We start from the raw sequence: 19555 nt of genomic DNA, 5'->3' as shown, positions 1-19555 counted from the left end.
TGTTTTAAAGAAAAACAGATTATCGTATTTAACCAAATTTTACCTATTTCTACAATTGAACTTATATGTATCTTTTTAGTGGAAGTAATAATAATAGGAAAAGCACTCCAAAAGAATGAAGTCCTTTCATTTTAAATTATTTTATAACTTCACCTTCATACAATTTCCAATTGTATTGTAGTTTTTTATCTCCACGGGAACCAACAACCGCTTTTACTTTAACCTGTTCTCCCTTTTTTAATCCTGTTTTCATAGCTTTATCTTTTAATTCTACAATGAAAACATAAGGCAACATATCTTTCTTATTTGTGCTTATTGTTGACCAATTTTCACCGTTATAACCTGTTGGTTTTCCATAGACAACAATACTATCTCCAATAGCTTCTAAATCAGCAATAGTTCCTGTCCATGATACTTCTTTTTTATAAATAAAATCATCATAAGTCTGTGATTTTTGGTCGTTTGGTAAACTATAATACGCTTCTACCAATGGGAAAAAATCAGAGCCATTTTGCATTAGTTCCGCTACTTGCTTTTGTTGGTCTGATGAATACTTTGTTTCTAAATCCGTTAAAGGTTTACCAGCTTCTAATACCTTCTTAAAACTATCATGTTGGCTTTGACCTTGAATAATCAATATGTAAATCTTCTTATACGCTACAGTCATATCTCCCCCTATATCATACTTTTTAGCTTGCTCAGCCGTTTTAAATTCATGAATATCTACCTCACCTGTACCGATAACTTTAATAACCCCTTCAGTATTACCTTTAAATTCAGAAGTTTTATCGACTGCTTCGCCTTTAATTAGACCTGATTTTTTTAACCATACATATACATTATCCGCTGTATATGAGCTTGTATCCTTTTCTGTTACTTTTTCTGATTTTTTTGTAGGTTCTTCATTTCCGATACTACCAATAATTCCAAATAAAACAATAATAGCAATAACCCATACCCACCATTTTTTATAAAATGGTTTTTTTACTTTCTCTTTTTTACTCAAGAATATAAAACCTCCCTTAACAACAAAAACTGTCCTATTAAGGGCAACCTTTTAATGTATGTTTTCTTATAGATAACCAATCTTCTGTACTTGACATGTGTTTAAAAGAGCGTGTCCAACCTTTCTTTTAAATTATCTGTAGTCATTTTTCTACAGAGCGGGCAATAAGGTCTTGCTAATAAATGGTCACTTCGTATTTCCCACTTATGCCCACAACTCGTACAATGTGCGGTTGCTTTTTCCCTACTTGAAACGTAATTTAATACATCAACATTATTATTAGACTTTATTAAAACCTTCTGTTTAAAAGTCTCTGCCCTTTTAACTTTGCTATCAACTTTGTCCTCGGATGGCTTATCTACTACTTTCTTAGCATCTTTAGATTTTTTACGCTTCTTAATTTTAGATAATTTATTTGTAGCTAGTTTTTCTACAAATGGATTATTTTTTAATCCTTCATTTATCATGCACATTTTTAAACAGTTATAGGATTCTGAAGGAACAATATTAAATTGAGTTTCTTCATCGGTTAATTGCTGAATTTCATCCAAAACAGCCGATAATTTAATCAATTTTTTACCTTTAATTGTATAATCATTAATCCCATGCTTATATTCAGCTTTTGTAGAAATAAAAGAGTTATCAATTTCATTATCAATTACGCAAGAAATGTTAAACCTTTGTGCATTAAATGGAAACATAAAATCTTTCTCAATATACTCCATTTGAGACTGACAATTTTTTGTTGTTTCATTCTTGATATAATACTTTTTTTCTAATTTCTTTCCTTCATTATCAATAAAACAATAGTCAATCCTAATAATATTCGGGTCTTTTCTAATAAATTCACTTCTGCTATTTCCATTATTTGAAATGTATATTTTAATATGACATGTATTTAATAAATCCTTATCTTCATTCATTTTTATTGAAAGGTTATCCGACCTGTCTTTTAGAGAAAATGACCCAAATTCATAAGATGGAAATATCAATTTATATCTTTTGTGGTTCATTTCCTTCAAACTTTCTTTCCTTAACATATCAGCATGAAGAAAAAGTTCAAATTTATTATTCTTTTCAATTTGTAATTTGTCATTTTTCTTATCAAAGACCCCTATCTTTTGTTTGATTTTCTGAATTACTCCTTTTTCTTGTTGATTTAACCCTTCATCATACACAGCCTTAGCAATCTTATAATCTTCAAATGTTTTGGATTCCATTTCATTCAACCTTTGAATTTCACTAATTTCACCGTCAAGATTATATAGTTTAAACAATTCATCAAGACTTGATTTTACTTCATAATATTTTATTAGCGTGTCATAATTTAGTTCTTCTTTCTTTTCCAATAGATAGTTGATATTTCTAGGTAAGGAATACTCAAAATTAAATCTTGTAAATCCATATTCGTAATAAGACTTTATACCTTTAATATCTTCCAACAATATTTTCAAATATTCATCTATTTCGGAGTTAATCATTTGTGATTTTGATAATCGAAAACTAAGTTGATAAAGATGAGAATTTAATTGATTAAATCCAAAAAATGAAGGCAATAATCTTTGAAAGTATTCCTGTTCTTTTTCATCTAATAAGTATTTCTGTTCTTTTTTATCTAAGTTTTCTAATTCTACCTCTTCTAAAATAACCAAACGGAAGTCCTGTAGAGTACAATTATTTTCTATCATATATTTAAAAATTTTACATGCTTTATATTTCCCGTCATAGAAGGATGATGTTCTTGAAAAGAAATATTTATGATACTCATCATAAGAAAGCCTATTTAAAGCAAGAATTTCACTAAAATGTTGTTTATATCTTCTTTGTATATCTTTTGCTTGTCCTATATAAATCGGAACAATTTTCTCAGAAGTGAAATTGTCTATATAAATCATATATATACCTGAAATATTATGTTTTGTTTCTGGTGTAACTTCCCTATATAAATTATCTTGTATCAATTGTTTTACTTGGTATTTTATATTATCGATTTTTTTAACATTATTATCCATCCTGTTCCTCCTATTAATATGAATAAAATTTTAGAGAATTTCATTGTCAGTGTGGTATTATCAAGTCTATAAAAATTCCCTATATTATATTTTTCCACAATTATCCTTAGTTGTCCTTCTTGAACTAAACTACTTTTAGTTGAATAATTCACACGTAAAATCACCTTAATTGACATGTTTTACAATAGAATCACACGTAATTGATATTTAACACGGTCGTGGGGACAGAATACTATTTTTTTGATAAAACTTCTCTTTTATTGAACAATTTTAAACCTTTTAGGATAACGAATGTTATGATTATTCTAAATAAATAATCAGGAGTAGATACCATGATTCAAAATGAGGAAATTGTTCTACAAAATAAATTACTAATTAGGCATGACTTAATTGAAGAAGGACTAACCCTAATTGAGAGAGAATCGGTAATTCCTATAAGGATGAGATGTGATATTTTATTTAAAGACCTACACGGAGAAAAGCTTTATATCGAAGTAAAAGAAGTAGTAGACGATAAAGCTATTGCACAAATTTTGGAATATAGAACATTGGTAGGAAATGAATATTCAAGATTCATGCTAATCGCTAACTATCCAATAAAAGATATTTATCAATTAAAATTACAAGAACTACAAATAGAGTATAAGAATTTCAATAAAAAGGACATAGAAGTACATTTAGAAAATGTAGTTGAAATACCTAAAGGAAATTCTGCTTATCGAACAATTGCAAATGTTATCAAAAAATTAAATAAACAAGGAACTATTGCAAATGAAATCTATGAATATGTTGCTAAAAAATTACATACTGTAGACACACCAATTATCTGTAATATTTCAGATGGAATCATGTTTCAAGTTGTGCATTGTAACGAGAAATTTCTATCAATATCAACTATTGGAAACCGATTGCTTTTTCATTTCCCAAATGGAAACCGTGATTCCGTATACGATAAATACAAAAATACAATTCCCGAATTATACCGCTACAAAGATAAGATTTTACAGGATGCAAATAAAAAGGACAAAGAGCCTAATCAAATTGATATTAAATTAAAACATGTAAAGAGTTTGGAATATGTCAAACCTCTTATTGATGAAGCATTTAAAGAAGCAATTAAAGAAGTATTTATGTAATTGCACCTATCTTTTATGTATCGAAAACAATAAGAAATGTATACAAAACTGCTTAACAAAGGGTTGCAATGGTGTTTTTTTTAATATCGCTCCGTATGGTTGCACACGATAGAAATGCCTTTATATAGCGGTTTCCTAGCATCGTTTCATACGTCTTAAACATTAACAGTACTGTGGGGATATATCACTTTAACACTTTAACTAATTAAGGTTATTGTATAAAAAAGATTGACTATGGTTAACAATAGTCAATCAGTTAATCCTATTTTTATATGTTTATTTATCCTTTTACCTAGCAATAGCCTATTTTAAATTAAATCTTTCTTATTAGGAGAAGAAGCTAGACAGTAATAAGTTAAACGCTTCCTCTGTATAATATGCTTGTGGATAAAACGTGATTACTTCACTTGTGTTTGATTTTCCTAACAATTCTTTTTCCAAAATAGACTCGATATTGTCAAACTCTGTGTATTTAATTCTGATAAGCTTTACTGTGTGTTTTTCACAGTACTTGTTTTTGATTTTGTCATGTCTAACTTGGAGTTTAAATCTTTCTTCTCCCCCAAAGTAATCAATTGGTTCAAAGTGTTGTTTTCCATCGAATTCAATTAAGATGGTTTCACCGTTAACGAATACTCCAAAATCAAAAGACAATGCTATTTCATCTTTGCATCCATCCATAAGATGCTGTCTCTTATGGTTCAATGAGTTTGCTTTCAACCAATCCCAAACTCTTTGTTCTCCTTTTGAAAAGCAGTTGTTACACTTAGGGCAACCACTTCCATCTGTTATTACCCTTGGCATTGTATACCATGTGTGTCCACATTTCTTATGTTTATATTCAATTTCGCAATCAACATGAGTGTAAGTTCCGAGTACTTCTATTTCTCCTCTATGAACTTCATTAACTCTTCTAACATGTTCGTCATGTGTCACTGCCCTCGATTTACCTGCCATTTCATGACCACACTTTGCACACCCAATGTTACCTTCATTCTTGCTCATGAGAGTCTGTGGCATAATACTCCATTCGTGTCCACATGTTTTATGTCTATGAAGAATAGCCTCTTTAAAATTCTTGTATGGCTCAAGAACCTTGATATCTCCGTTGTATCTCTCGTTAAGTTTCTCTACATATTCATCGTGAGAAAATCTTTTACTACTGCCAATATTCTTCCTGTTGCAATACTTGCATCCCTTTAATCCTTGTCTTGGAGTTGTCTCCCAAACCTGTCCACATAAATTGTGTTTAAAGGATATTTTAGTAGATACATTTATATATTTTGTAAGTAGAGATATTTCATCTCCCCAAATTTCTTTTACTTCAGATTCATATTGTTCATGTGACTTTGTTTTACTTCTTTTATCACACTCTTTACAACCTTTACTATTCTTTCTTAGCAGGATAGCAGGAGTTGTTTCCCACTCAAACCCACAAGTAACGCACTCATGTTTTAAAGGAGAAGTGTTATTAATGTATCTTCCATGAACGATAATTGTATCATTGAACTTTTCTGACATTATCTTTAGATACTCTTCGTGTGTGTGGCTATGAGCCTTTGACATCTTTGCTCTACCACACTCTTTGCATCCTTTATTAGATAATATATTAGTTGGAGACATTTTGAATTCATGACCAATTTCACAAATGTGAACGATCGGAGTCTTTGCTCCTTGATATAATTCGCCTTCTTTTAATTTGACTTTACCTTTTCTTTTTATAGCTAATTCTGTAACATACTGCTCGTGTATCTTTGCCATTGTAGTAATATCCCCTTTTTAGAAAAGTAACCATAAGTTATGTCCGTCGTGGTTAATTGCTTATAATAAGTTAATAAACTTTCCTCTGCAACATTAATTCTAAAGCTCTCTAGTCAATCTTTATTGTTATTATAAAGCTATTTTAAATAAGTTTCTTCAGATATCGCCTGATTCAACTTTTTTATGACAAGTTACCAAATCTCCTTTTTTACGGTATAATCTAGAAAAAAGACTAGGAAGTGCCATTTATGAAAGATTTCTTTTTGAAGACAATATTTGTAACAATGGTTGTTGTGGTTGGAATAGCTATAGGAGCAATAAGGTAGTCCTGTAGTGTTCCAACCCCTTTACATTATCAAAAATGACCAAACCTTTATCAATTTTTTCGTAAAACTTCAATGGAATATGTAGAATACTCCCATGATATTTATCCGTACAATACCATATATCAAATCCTGTTTATAAACATATTTTTTCACCTTTTATACGTGTTAAATATAGGATTATTTGTGGAAGCAAAACATACCTTTTCAACTTATTCCCAGCAAATAAAAACGGTCCTTTATACAACAAAAACCCCTCATTTAAGGGGCTAGTGTAATACACTCTTTTTCTCCAACCTTGATATTGTAGTATTCCTGTAACTTTTCCCATACTGTAACATAATGCTTGGATTCTTTTAACAATGAATTATCAAAGTCTTTAATAATATGCACTGTCTTATTAAATTCATCTTGACTGTGCATTTCCTACCGATTCCATTTACTTACCTATACCTCAAGTATGTTAATATATGACTTTTAGCTATAATACTACTTTTTTAAAAAATATGTATAGTAATAAGTGTGTACAGTCCGTGCTGTAATATCTGGGAACTCTTCTTTAAGTTGTCTTGCAATATCTTCAAATTTAATCCTCAATGTTTTTTGGTGCGATTCTAATTTTAATAATCGTTCTATTTTTTCATTACGAATAAGAAGAATATCTTTCCTCCCTAATTTTGCTTTTCTAAGGTAATCTCTTACGGTAGTAATCGGAATGTCTAGAATCTGGCTTATCTCCTCTCTGCTTTTTCCAGAAGTAAAAAGTTCAATAACTAATGTTTGTTGATTTTCCTTCCCCTTTATTATTTTTATTTCTCCTTCCGTTCGAACAAAATGGCTGTAATAGTAATTATCTATAATTGATTGGGTTATAGATGGGTATTCTTGCTTAAGAGCATCTGCTATCCAACTGAATTTCTCATTTAAAGTTTCATGAGTAGTATAGGTCTTTAATAAATTATGAATCTTCTCATTTCTTTTATTAATTAACGCTTTAGAATTTAACTCAGCATTTCTAAGATAGTAATTCACCATATCTTTGGAGATATTCAGTTCATCACTAATCTCTTTATTTGATAAACCTTGATAAAATAATTGAATGGCTTCATCCTTTATATCCGTTTTTTTCTTTTTGTTGCTCAATTGTTTTTCTTTATATATCTTTGGATAATCGCCACTATATTCTTGAAGGACTTTCCCTTGTAAAATACGATTAACATATTTATAAGAAATACCAACCCTTTCAGAAATCTGTGGGTTGTTCAAGCCTTTTTTATCGTATTCAATTATTTCACGTACAAGAGTTCTATGATAGTCATGAAGGTCAGAATTAAATTGCCCCTCATCGATACTTTTAACAATTTTATCTATTTCCCTTAAAACTCTTTCTTGTTTCAGCTCAGTTAAATCTCTAAAAAATCCTTGAAAGCTAAGCCATTTATAAAAGCTCAATTTCTTCACACCATTTTCATTCTTGATTAATTCTCTACTTCCTAATAGATAAATAACGGTTACATTGTTAAACTCTTCCTTATAAACATTAATTTCCTTATCAATACTTGTCTTAATGCTTCTTTTAATATCAATTACACTGTGATTCACCCTATCGTATATATCCGGTGTAGCTCCACTAGGAAATCTTACAAAGTATTCATACGGGGCATGTAATTGCTTTAAGCAAGTTGTTATTTTATGTTCTATCCCCCTTCCTTCTTGTAAATATTTATCTACTAAAAAACTACCACTCACTTCATCTGGATTCTCTCCCATTTCCGAGAGGAAAGTACGATATGACTGTTCACATTTGTAAAGGCGTCTTGTAGCTTTGTAGAAAGGAACATGATTGGTTTTGATTGATACCTCATATAAGGGTTCATTATTTTCTTTTAATTTTTCAAAGTATATTGATAAAGTTTGTTTATCCCAAAATCCCTCTACCCATCCGTAAAATTTATGAAATACTCCGTTATACATATAATCTACTAATTGCTCAAGCGTATATGGACCAGTAGTATTTAATAAAAAACTAAGGTGAGATGTATATGTTGCTGTCCCTTTTGAGTGCGATAGACTGACTTGCCCACTTTTATATACTATTAGCTCAACCCAATCGTTATTATTTTCATTTCTTTTATACCATTTACCTTGTTCAAACTTAACTCTATTAGGAACGATTATATCTTTATAAAGTCGGTTAATTCTTTCTAGATACTTATTTTTCACTTTCCTTCCCCCCCTTTTCCCCCTATTAATCGTCCTTTACCTTTATGGATACTATTAAATAACTATGTTTACCAATCCTTTGGTTTAATGAAAAATGACCTATTATATATCCCCAGAAAGACTTTAGGACATAATAACACAAATTTCCACCGATTTTCAAGAAAAAAATATAGACAAATTTGATTACTTTGTAGTATAATTAAATATTTGTGAATTAAATTAAACAAACTCAAATAAACTTAACTTCTCTTAACTTCACTAAACCTCACTTAACTTATATAGAAAAAAAGAAAAAGACCTTATTATATTTTCATGATTCTCATTAAACTCAAACACCCGTTAGCCATCCACGCAGTGAAAAAATAATCGATGCACCAAAGAGAATGAAAGTAGGTTTTTGTGGTCATATTGATATTGTCACATGAGGTTAAATTATAGTTTTAGATTTTCACTGTTTTGTATCTTCATGGTAGTTGAAGAGTTTATTTAAATTACTCTTAAAAACTTCACAATGTCAGATTTTCAAGAAGAATCACACTGGGATAACATTTAACAAGACTGTGGGAGTAATATACTCTCTATAGGGTATGTCTACCCCAAATTGATAAAAATCGAATTTTATCCAATAAAAAACAAAAAAAAGATACTAATAAAATTGGTATCTTAAATTAAATTTAATATCCAGTTGTAACTCATTCCTACATCAATTTTCAAAGAAGGTTATTTCCTCGTTCCCTTATGAAAACAGTTATTCCCTATTTTGCATTAGATAATCTTCTTCAAACATAAATCTAAATTTCCCTTTATAAACACTTTTCCCTCCATTTTTACAATGTCTTCCTATAACCGTACCATCAACATTTAATTCTATACTTGCTTGTCGCATTGAAACATATTTACATATAAAATTATAATCTTTGTCTAATGCGATAACATCTTTTTTATTAGATTGCTTTTTAGGTTCAATTTTGATTTCACCGTTTATATATTTTTCATAATCCTCGGCATATAGCCAAATATATCCATAAGCATTTGTTCTTTTACCTTTGCAACACATTACAATGCTTCCATCATTAACACCTAACGCTATCGATGCTTCTTTGATATAGTCCCACTTTTTAACAAATTCTCCATTTAAGGTTAGTTGAATTACTTGTCTGGAATGGTTTCTAATTATCTTTAAGTCCCTCAGCCTTACTTTAACATTGTTTTCATTGTAATCATCTTCATACATCCAGATAAATTTTTTATAGCTTTTACCTTTTTCGCTACAACATCTTGAAACTGCAGAATGTTTACCATTTACAGATTTAGCACCATCTCTTATAGTTTCAAAACGTTCAACAAATTCCCCTTTTAATGTTAGTTTAACAATTGGTTTAGATTGATAGTTATCCGCACCTTTATTCATTCCTATACTTGATTCTCGCATTTTTTGTTTTGATTCCTCTGTATGCTTTCTGTTATACCAAGGATGATTCTCACCGCAATAGACACCTTTTCTAGCTTTGCTAATTTTAAATCTAGCTCTGTCTGTATGGTGTTTTTTAAACATCGGATGATTTTCTTTATTACTAAGTCGTTTTCTCTGCAGTTTACTCATTTTTTCTTTAGATTCATTAGTATGTTTAAACCCAAAACTTCCATCACCACCAAGAGTCATATTGTATCCATGACTCTTTTTAGCATGAATATAAGTATTGTAATAAGCTATCCAAAACCTTTCTTTATCATCGAGTTCATCTTTCGAGTATGCTTCCCCTATGATGCACCAATTAAAATTTTCTTCACCGTACTTCCTTATTGCACGATAAAAAACAGTATCATCACCATTAATTACAGATGATATATGCCTTCTTTTTCTTTCTTCCATCGGGTCGGTAGTTTGACCAATATACATTTTCCCATTTCTTAAATTAGTTGCTTTATAAATAATGCCAAAATACATAAATACATCCCACCCTAGAAGTTCTATTTTCTGTAGATAATTTTTTATACTATTTTTACGTAAAAACCTTTTAATAGACGAGTTTTTTTATTAATTCTCACGTGTAGGTATTTACCAATACCTTTTATATAGAAAAACCCATTGTATATGGGGTTTCAGTCTTATTACTCCATGTTTTGAAACTTTCTATTAACCTTATGTTTACCCATATTGGGTATATGTTTTTGTGTTTATCACCTAAGATTAATACAAAATTCCAACGTTTTCGTAACTCTCTGGTGCTTCAATCATTATATTTTCTATGTACTCTCTGCGTTTTATTATGTAACCATAACCATTACCTTCTATTTCCAACTTCGCTTTAAGTTCTTTATTTAACCTAAGTCTTTCTAGGTCATAGGCTTCTAATAACTCACCGAAACAGATTTTAAAATGCTTTTCTTTAAATTTCTGTTGTCCCTTAAAATATAGCTTAACGTTGTTTAAAACCTCTTGTTCTGTTGTCCAACCATAAGACTCTATCAATTCTAAAGTAGTTCTATGAATCATGGATGCAACTTCCTCATTAAGTGCCATAATATCTTTACCTTTATCTTGAGGAAAAACTCTATCTGCTTCTTCCCTTCCAAAATTCCTAAGTATGCCCTCGTAATTTACGGTTTTTGTAGTACATCCTTTTTCAATCCACAATGCACACTTTTTATCCAATGTATTAAAGAAGTCAAAACTATATATCTGAATTTCGTAAGTCGAATTTATATACTTATGACCTTTCTTTCTTTTTGAAGCCAATTGGATTTCATATAATTCCTTAGGAATCACTTCTTTATCCAGTTTTGAAAGAAATTCAAAAAAGGTCAAAAAGTTCATTCTTGTATGTGTAACACTTTTACTTCTTCCAAACTTCTTAGATATAGTTTCAATTGAATGGTTAAACAATAATCTTTTGTCATCTCCTGCTGGCAAATATTCTTTCATCAAATCCAATAATATGTACATGTCTTTCAAATAACCGTATCGATTAAAAACCTTATAAAAGTTTGGATACATTTCCTCTATATCATCCGATTGTAGAATCTCCTTATACAAATCAAGTTCTTCTTTTAAAGCTTTTTGTTGGTCACTTTCGATTATTTCAACTTCGTATAAATCCATTAGAAAATTTTTGGCTTCTATTCTAGGGCAACCTAATAAACGCTCAGTAATCTCGAAAATAGTTCCTGTAAACTCAGAACTAGTCGAATGACATTTATACAATTGATGACCATTTCCTTTGTTTGATTCATAAATTGAAGCACTTGGATTATTTTCATCATGAAAAATATCGATAAAATTTCCTAATGTTGTGATTCCTAAGTATTCCCGTAAGTCTTGCCTTTTTAGGTAGTTAGAAACCTCGAAGTTATTATGTATCACTATATGTTCTGTAGGAATCCTCTTTTGTAACTCATTTATGTTTCTTTGTTGAATTAGATGTATATTATTAGCTTTATTACAATATCCATCATTTTTACTACTTTTAGGCTGTTTTAGGTTTTTGGCAGGATATATGGGAAGATTCTTATCTGTCCTGCTAAAACTATCTGGACTTAGATTTAAGAAATCATCCACTTTTAACCGATTGTTATAGTTTATTTCATATAGTTCTTTACCACCAAAGAATAAACGATTGCAGTCTTTACAATGACCATCCGCTTGGGGATACTTCGTCAATAACCCATTAATTATTCTTTCAAAATCATACATTTTATAAATTGGTCTATCCAAAACAAAAACTACTCGAAACTTATGTTTTTCCTCTGTATGTGAGAAAGTAGTGTATATAAAACATCCTGACGATTTAAATTCCTCCAATGCCTTATCTAATGTCATTCCATCGTCAAAATCTAATGCAATAACTTCCTGAGAATACCAATATTCCTTTCTTCTATGTATCTCTCCATTTTTCACTTTAAAGTAAGCGGGAGTAAATGTTTTGCCCCTTATAACTTCTTTTGCCAGTTCTTTTATATCAATATCTACAGGATTTTTAATAATTCTTGTATTTACCCCTTTTACCTCTGTACTATCTGGCTTCCTTGTAAATTCTAATTTGTCTAACATTAATTTCATCTATAACAACCCTTCACTTTCTTATTTTATGCTTTTCTAATAAACTCAAAAAATCCTCTGCAAAATCTCTATATTGTGGAGAAATTTTTGTGATTACCTTTCCTCCAAGCTGATTATCATTACTTAGCAATTCCACTATCACCTTCAAGTGATTAGATAAATTGTCATCCTGCAATATTGTTAATGTTTTATTAATTGTTTCTATACTTGATGAGTTGGATAGAAAGGGATTTTCTTTAAGTTCATCAGTGTCTAGGAATTTTTCTAATTCATTTATGAAATCATTTTTCTTCTTTCTGTTTTCAATATTGTCCCTTAAATATTGAATTTCATCTTCAAGCATGCTTTTTTTGGAGTAACCAACCACTTCATCTTTATCATTAAATACTGGCAATTCAATTTCCCCTGAGATACTTTCTAAATAATGCAATGCAATTTCTTCTTTTTCCATATAGGTAAGTTCTTTTTGAAAATAATATTCTGGTAATCCAAAGTGTTTCGACAAACTCTCTAACCGTTGTTTTGGAATTTTTCTCCTTCCTTTAAGCCAATCTTGTATCGTTTGGGACGATACACCAATAGTCTTAGCTACTTCTTTGTACTCAAGCTGAAATTCTTTAACAATATGTTCTAATCCAATCAATCCTAATTCTCCTATCATTTCATTTTTGACATATTATTATGTCGTATATATACTATACCACAGACATATTAGTATGTCAAGTTAACATCTTACATACAAAGCAAATTCTTATATATCATTCGCTACTGCTTTTGGTTTGGATTTTGAGCGGATATATCAGACTATTCTTATCTGTCCTGTAAAAAACCCTTAGGAAATCTAATCCTAAACAAATATAACCAAAAAGCCCATTCACTTTGGAAAGGGCTTTAGTATTTCATATTTAAAATTGTCATTAAGGAATGTGCGTTGGAATGGAAAGTTCAAAGACTAATAGCATACGAGTGTGGGAGTGGAAGTGCCTCTCATTAAATCTGTAGACAAAACCATGGTTTTGGTGATAAGCACCCCCACTATCAAGAAGCAACTCAAAAATGGCTTCCTTTCCAATTTATAGTATAATTGTATTAGCATATCTTAGAACAAGGGGCGGTCTATTTAAATGGTTTTAAAGATGATTTTAGTTGTAATAGCTTTAATAATTATTGGCTTAATAAAGGAACTAAGGGCTTTACTAAGAGTTGTTGAAGATATTGATTTCCTTTCCAATTACAACGGCACTTACGTTGATTATATGAACAATTATCTTGGAAAAAGATATGATACCCCAAAAGAAAAAGAACTACATATTAAGTTAATAAGCGAAGCCCCAAAAGCCCAACGGTTATTATTGAACGCGGGACTTGTTGATTATCAACCTGCCTTTCGTGGGTACATGGTTAAGAATTATCCTATATTGGTTAATACGGTACAATCTTTAAGGAATCCATCTTCATTGACGGAAGAATTTAATTGGGTGAACACTATACTGATTATGCAAATTGCAAGATACAAGGAACTTCACGAAAGCATTAAAGGGAATGTCCTTAATCCTCTGGTCTTGTTAAGGGAAGGCGTTCAATTCTTCGTAACACTCCCTATATCCCTACTTTATTGGACGGGGGTAATTCAATATTCTACACAATTCAAGCTATCTAATAACATTGTAGTAAAGTTCTTGAATTTCCTTATCATTAGCATAGGTTTTGTTTCTGCTATCGTTACAATCGTTTTAGGTTGGGAACAGTTCAAAAGCTACTTAGATAAGTTTCTATAAATGAAAATGGACGTTACTCGTTATGGATAGCGTCCACCAATTATAATTTTGTCTTTAAAGCGTTTTTTTGTTAGTTCATTGATAAATCATAATTTTATTAGCTAACTAAATCGTTTTTTCCCATCGCTTCATCCGTTTCAATAATGTCTACTATTCCTTCGTCTAAAGCTGGTTTCCAAAATTGCTTATAAAAAGTGTATTCTATTAATGGGGTGTTATAATCGACCCCTAATGGATGCTTAGGTTGATTATTGGCAATCTCACGAACAGTATAGACGATAGTACGGAAACAAAGATTTAAGAGATTCATACATATATCGTTTTTGACTTTTTAAAAAAGTGCTTTCAAATTTCCAAACGCTACAATAAATAAAATTTCCTTTTCATACCTTTAAGGGACTTACATTTTGAACAAGTAACAATAGATTTGTAAACAAACACGGTTGTTCCTCCTATTTAAAGAAAGGTATAAATCGGTTGATTTAATAAATTGAAATTTTAGTTCCCTTTGCTACTTTATCTTTTAAGTTCTTAATATCTTCAGGAGAATCTAATATGTGCATTCTGTCATGGCAATTAGGGCATAGAGCCACAGTATTTTCTATGCTATCTTCTCCACCACGGGAAAGCCATTCAATATGGTGAGTATGCAGATGTGGTTCACCTTGTCTGTTCTTGAATGGAGCTGGCTTCTCACATAATTGACAAACCCCTTTGGACCATCTCTTAGCATATTCTGTAACGAAGGGATTTCTTTCAAAGTTGTTACTTGTTACAGTTCTACTTGTAGCTTTTTTACTTGCATGTTTTGCTCTGTTTGCGAGTTCCTCGTCACTTAACTTTCTTGCAAGTTTTTCTCTCTCTAACTCTTTGACCTCAATGAGCTTTTTTGGAATCTTAATAGGCTTTTTACCGTTAGCTAGTTCCAATGGGAATACCCACACATTTCTGAGCTTCTTATCCTCATCAAACTGTTCTTCTTGATATGGTTCTCCAGCTAGAACTACTTGCCCCGTATAAACATATTCAGTAGGTCGTAACACTTCAAATAGGTGAACAGCAACACCATTAGTATTAGATTCAGATAGGGTTTTGTTTTGGGCAAATGTTAGACTTTGGTGCCCTTTCTTTCCCATACCTGTATAATAAAATATTTTTCCTATCCATTTATCTTCATAGAGCTTTGTATGGTCTGAAATTATTACAAGAGTATTAGTTGCATGCGAACGTCTCATGCCACCTTGCGTTGAACATTTAAAGACTTCGGATATTTGATTGTTATTTAATGTTTGACCCAATTTTAAATTAGGATTAAAAGTCATGATATCCCCCCCTTGATTCTATTGAACTAGAAATCTGAATTTTTTTAAAGTTATTTTTTACCATTATACTTTCACATGATATTATATAGCTATATCTATTAGATACGAGGTGAAACTCTTGGATAATATCTTTTCAAATACCAATAAAAGAAAAGACTTTCTTGGTCATAAAATGGAAAAATACGCTAAAAACAATGAAGTGATGATTGCTGTTGCTTTCTTTACAAATGAACGATTCCTTAAAAAGCTAGTTGAAAATGGTTGTACTGTTAAACTAATAGTAAGGTTAGGTTTTCCTACAGACCCAACAAGTCTAAAAACAGCACTAGGGATGAAGAATGTATTAGTTAGATTCTATACAAGCAGAAGTTTTCATCCAAAACTTTATATTTTCGGTAACGACAAAGCCTTTTTAGGTTCTTCTAATCTAACAGATGGCGGGCTAATGTCTAATCAAGAACTGAATATTTCAATCGATTCTGAGGACAGTACCTTTGAAAGTTTACAAGAGGTTTTTTATGAATACTGGGAACAAGCACAAGTTTTAGATAATGATGCATTAGAGAAATATAAATCGTTAGTGTATGAAATTGCCCAAACACATGCCATAGTTGAAAGACAAGTTATCAATGATATTGGTCTTGTCACTCCTCCCAATGACATTAACATAACAAAAAACAAGAAGGCAAAGTCTAAGGAGTATGAAGTTTCACTATTAAAACGCTACCAAGAATATTTAATTAAATTTGATGAACTCAAAACTACTTATAAAAAGATTGGTAAAAGAAAAGTATCTGAGAAGGAATTACCCTTAAGAATAGAAATTCATAGATTTTTGAATTGGATAAGGAAAAATAAGGCGTATAAAGAATTATATTTGGAAGCTCCCTCAAGGTATGGAAAAGAGTTGGAGAATTTTGTAGAAGAAAACATAAGAGAGTTCCTGAAGGATACATCCACAAATTACCAAGAAGAAGTAGATAATTACCAAATTATTAACTACAATTTGTCATCGGAAAAGATGATAAAAAGTTTAAACGAACAGAACTTACTAGACACGTTAAAGATTGTAACGGCCTTTTATGAGCATATTAGGCAAAGTCCAAACATGAGTTATCAATATGATTTTTTAGAGAGTAATGGCGTAGGAAAGATAAAAAATACACTTATTTATCTACTTTTTGGTAAAGATGATTATACCAAGAGAATAACAAATTGTATCTATAAACCAGAATACTCACTTGTAAGATTTGGAAGAAGTAGTATTCAAGAAGTTTATGGATGGGTAAACAATGAAGATATTCCAATATGTAATGAAAGAGCTTTTAAAAGCATGCAGTGGTTAGGCTACGGTGAATTTAGATAGGTTTGTGATTTTCCCTGTCTTCTTTAAAATCTTGAATAACAAATTTCAATAACATTAAAAGACTACCTTCCTTTTTTGGTAAATGAGGTAAATGGGAGCAAAAAGCTCCCATTTGACTAAAGGCTTTACTTAAATACGTTCTTTAATGGACTGAAGGAATTGTGTTGACGCTTCACGTCCATATTTGTCATTTGGATGTACTTTCTGGTCATTGACATATCAGAGTGACCAAGTATTTTCTGTAAGCTAAAAGGGTCTCCACCATTCATGATGTAAAGCAATGCCCCAGTGTGTCTCATAATATGAGGACGAACAGCTTTCTTTATCCCAGCAATTTCAGCGACTTCATGCAACCGAGTCCTCCAAGTATTTGAACACATTTCCCTTCCATCATATGTAAGGAACAACAGGTCTTCACCAAAGTCTTCTGACTCAAGCATGTAACCCTTCAAAAGCCTCATGGTCTTGGTTGAAAGCGGTACTTCCCTAGCTCGTCTAGTCTTGGTGTTCATAGCTTCTAGTTTGATAATTCCAGTTTTGAAGTCAACATTGCTCCGCTTCATTGAAAGAAGCTCCGAAATACGAACCATCGAGTCCAACAGAACCATTACCATAACCTTGTCTCTGAAACCAACGAAAGTTGACTCGTCAAAAGCGGTCAACAGAGTCTTAATTTCAGCCACGGTCAGAGCTTCAATTGTGTCTTCTGCTGTCTTCATTGGCTTGAAGCGTTCGTGAACAGGTTCGCCAATCAGTTTCTCAAAGTAACACCAACGGAGGAAGGCTCTCATTGTCCGAACACGAATGTTGACCGTTGTTGGTTGAAGACCTTTATCGTTCAACATGAAGTCAATCCATTCGAGGAACACTTCAAGAGTCATTTGCTCTTTTGACAGGTCTTGAGCCAGATAATCCAACAACCATTGAAAGTGAAGCTGGTATTCTTCAATTGTTCTCGGAGCTAAACCTTCAGAGTTTTTGAACCACATAAAACGTTCAAACATTTCCGTCATTGTAAAGCTCTCTGAAACCTTTCTCACTGTTGTTACTCGACCATGCTTTCTAGTACCTTTACGCATAATAAAAAACCTCCAAATGATTGTATTTGAAGGTTCTAAACAAACACAGTTTCAACATCTCGGTCACTCTCAGTCTCGTCAAAAATGAGCAAAAGACTGTGGAGGTGAGAAATTGAGTGATTGATTGAAAAACTTGGTTTGGCGGGACTGCGTGGGAATCGAACCCACCAGACCTGGCACGCAGGTCTCAAGCAGTTTTGAAGACTGTGGAGGACACCAGTACCCCATTCAGCCCCATTATATATTTAGCAAAACATTTCTAAAAACTATATTACAATGGTAAATAGTATTAATCAATACACTAGTTTGCATTGTCATTTTTCCGACAACTTTATTATTTGAGAAAAGGGTGTGTGTCTAAGTGCCCCCTTCCACCTATGAATGTCAAGAACTTGTCATTTTTTCAAAGAACACTTTATAATAAAGAAAAGAAAAATGGTTGTAGGTGAATAATCATGCTTCAAGGTTGGTTTATGTGGTTTATTTTATTTTGGGTGTTTTTCCTCGTGTTCTCATTTGGGATTGGCGGGTACTTTATGTTTCGGAAGTTTTTGAAGAAGATGCCCAAAGAAGACGGCAAGTCTGTTATGGATTGGGAAGAGCATTTTGTAAATGAATCACGCCACTTATGGGGGTCCGAGGAAAAGGCGCTGCTTGAGGATTTAGTCAGCCCGGTTCCAGAACTCTTTCGTGATGTGGCTAGACATAAGATTGCCGGTAAAATTGGTGAGTTAGCACTTAACGAAAAAGCTCCAAAAATTTCTGAGGAACTGGTGATTCGCGGCTATATTCAGGCCACACCAAAGCGTGACCATAAATTTTTACGCAAGAAACTGTTCGAAAACAAAATTGATGTAAAGCCATACGAACATTTATTTTAACCGTTCACCTCTCTTGAACGGTTTTTTCTATGTAGATTGAAATATAACTTACAATACAAATAAAAAACACTGACGCCAAAAAAGAGTCAGTGTCCTAATATTTATATCATCTTAATCCCTTGCATTTCTTTATGGAGCTTCATATAGGAACGATACATCGCAATCCGCCAAGGGACAATCATGCTGTAGGCAAGCAAGAAAAACATACCACTGAGCTGGCCGACGTCGATGGTGCTGCTGAGGATTGATTTCATAACAAGACGGACAATTAATAATCCGACAAGGATAAAGATAAAAGCCCTTGATCTCTTTAAATAGATATCATTGTCACGAATTTCAAACTTAGATGTTTTGATTAATAAAATAGAAAACAACATCCCGACAACAACTGCCTCAAGGATTTCCCATTGGGTCAATCTGAACTGTGGCACTACATACATGAATGCTCCGGTCGACATGAAAATTGGCGGTAAAATAATCTTTTTAACATTGGTTGGTTTTTTGGCAGCCTTCATGCGGACAAATAAAACAAAGAAGCCCATAAAAACGGCACCAACTGAAGAAATAACAACGTAGTTCATAGTGTCCAATCTTCCCTTATTTGTAAA

The 19555-nt window shown here is 31.8% G+C and carries 15 protein-coding genes and 1 tRNA gene; 4 read left to right on the top strand and 12 right to left on the bottom strand.

What is annotated here, in order from left to right; all coding sequences use genetic code 11:
• Window positions 1-136 precede the first annotated feature (136 nt).
• Together ACI3K6_RS16875 and ACI3K6_RS16870 are read right to left on the bottom strand one after the other, a co-directional pair.
• The gene (locus tag ACI3K6_RS16875) at window positions 137-1006 is read right to left on the bottom strand and encodes a hypothetical protein (protein ID WP_435555748.1); all 870 of its coding nucleotides are present in this window, start codon (window positions 1004-1006) and stop codon (window positions 137-139) included.
• Window positions 1007-1107: 101 nt separating this feature from the next.
• Window positions 1108-3018, bottom strand: coding sequence for an RING finger protein (locus ACI3K6_RS16870; RefSeq protein ID WP_435555747.1), 1911 nt, complete (start codon window positions 3016-3018; stop codon window positions 1108-1110).
• Window positions 3019-3350: 332 nt separating this feature from the next.
• Between ACI3K6_RS16870 and ACI3K6_RS16865 the strand changes: the two genes are divergently transcribed.
• Entirely contained in the window at window positions 3351-4154 is an 804-nt protein-coding gene (locus ACI3K6_RS16865) for an endonuclease NucS domain-containing protein (RefSeq protein WP_435555746.1), read from the top strand.
• Between the two features lie 327 nt (window positions 4155-4481).
• On the opposite strand, the gene ACI3K6_RS16860 is transcribed toward ACI3K6_RS16865, so the two are convergent.
• The 5 genes from ACI3K6_RS16860 to ACI3K6_RS16840 form a co-directional block, all read right to left on the bottom strand.
• Window positions 4482-5915, bottom strand: coding sequence for a hypothetical protein (locus ACI3K6_RS16860; protein ID WP_435555745.1), 1434 nt, complete (start codon window positions 5913-5915; stop codon window positions 4482-4484).
• Window positions 5916-6727: 812 nt separating this feature from the next.
• Entirely contained in the window at window positions 6728-8461 is a 1734-nt protein-coding gene (locus ACI3K6_RS16855) for a LuxR C-terminal-related transcriptional regulator (RefSeq protein WP_435555744.1), read from the bottom strand.
• Between the two features lie 748 nt (window positions 8462-9209).
• Window positions 9210-10409, bottom strand: a complete 1200-nt coding sequence (locus tag ACI3K6_RS16850) for an NUMOD3 domain-containing DNA-binding protein (RefSeq protein WP_435555743.1) — start codon at window positions 10407-10409, stop codon at window positions 9210-9212.
• Between the two features lie 243 nt (window positions 10410-10652).
• Window positions 10653-12521, bottom strand: coding sequence for a hypothetical protein (locus tag ACI3K6_RS16845; RefSeq protein WP_435555742.1), 1869 nt, complete (start codon window positions 12519-12521; stop codon window positions 10653-10655).
• Window positions 12522-12534: 13 nt separating this feature from the next.
• Window positions 12535-13164, bottom strand: coding sequence for a helix-turn-helix domain-containing protein (locus tag ACI3K6_RS16840; protein WP_435555741.1), 630 nt, complete (start codon window positions 13162-13164; stop codon window positions 12535-12537).
• Between the two features lie 481 nt (window positions 13165-13645).
• Here ACI3K6_RS16840 and ACI3K6_RS16835 point away from each other — a divergent pair, with 481 nt between their 5' ends.
• Window positions 13646-14299: a hypothetical protein gene (locus tag ACI3K6_RS16835; protein ID WP_435555740.1), complete on the top strand. Its 654-nt coding sequence runs from the start codon at window positions 13646-13648 to the stop codon at window positions 14297-14299.
• Between the two features lie 97 nt (window positions 14300-14396).
• On the opposite strand, the gene ACI3K6_RS16830 is transcribed toward ACI3K6_RS16835, so the two are convergent.
• Window positions 14397-14609 carry a hypothetical protein gene (locus tag ACI3K6_RS16830; RefSeq protein ID WP_435555739.1) on the bottom strand — a complete coding sequence of 71 codons (213 nt, stop codon included), beginning with the start codon at window positions 14607-14609 and terminating at the stop codon, window positions 14397-14399.
• 172 nt (window positions 14610-14781) lie between these two features.
• A complete protein-coding gene (locus tag ACI3K6_RS16825; protein WP_435555738.1) occupies window positions 14782-15621 on the bottom strand; it encodes an HNH endonuclease in 840 nt (279 codons plus the stop codon).
• 118 nt (window positions 15622-15739) lie between these two features.
• Between ACI3K6_RS16825 and ACI3K6_RS16820 the strand changes: the two genes are divergently transcribed.
• Window positions 15740-16987 (top strand): phospholipase D-like domain-containing protein, encoded by a 1248-nt coding sequence (locus ACI3K6_RS16820; RefSeq protein WP_435555737.1) that lies wholly within the window; start codon window positions 15740-15742, stop codon window positions 16985-16987.
• A 125-nt stretch (window positions 16988-17112) separates the two neighbouring features.
• Here ACI3K6_RS16820 and ACI3K6_RS16815 read toward each other — a convergent pair whose 3' ends face one another.
• Both ACI3K6_RS16815 and ACI3K6_RS16810 read right to left on the bottom strand, forming a co-directional pair.
• Window positions 17113-18066, bottom strand: a complete 954-nt coding sequence (locus ACI3K6_RS16815; protein ID WP_435555736.1) for a tyrosine-type recombinase/integrase — start codon at window positions 18064-18066, stop codon at window positions 17113-17115.
• A gap of 139 nt (window positions 18067-18205) precedes the next feature.
• A tRNA-Sec gene (locus ACI3K6_RS16810) sits at window positions 18206-18302 on the bottom strand.
• Between the two features lie 219 nt (window positions 18303-18521).
• On the opposite strand from ACI3K6_RS16810, the gene ACI3K6_RS16805 reads away from it, so the two are divergent.
• Entirely contained in the window at window positions 18522-18947 is a 426-nt protein-coding gene (locus tag ACI3K6_RS16805) for a DUF2621 domain-containing protein (RefSeq protein ID WP_435555735.1), read from the top strand.
• Window positions 18948-19048: 101 nt separating this feature from the next.
• Here the strand turns inward: ACI3K6_RS16805 and ACI3K6_RS16800 are convergent, their stop codons facing one another.
• Window positions 19049-19528 carry a CcdC family protein gene (locus ACI3K6_RS16800; RefSeq protein WP_435555734.1) on the bottom strand — a complete coding sequence of 160 codons (480 nt, stop codon included), beginning with the start codon at window positions 19526-19528 and terminating at the stop codon, window positions 19049-19051.
• Window positions 19529-19555: the final 27 nt, after the last annotated feature.

This window comes from Neobacillus solisequens, assembly GCF_051233465.1.
In the GTDB taxonomy this organism is placed as follows: Bacteria; Bacillota; Bacilli; order Bacillales; family Cytobacillaceae; genus Neobacillus.
This window is presented reverse-complemented; position numbering and strand designations above follow the sequence as displayed.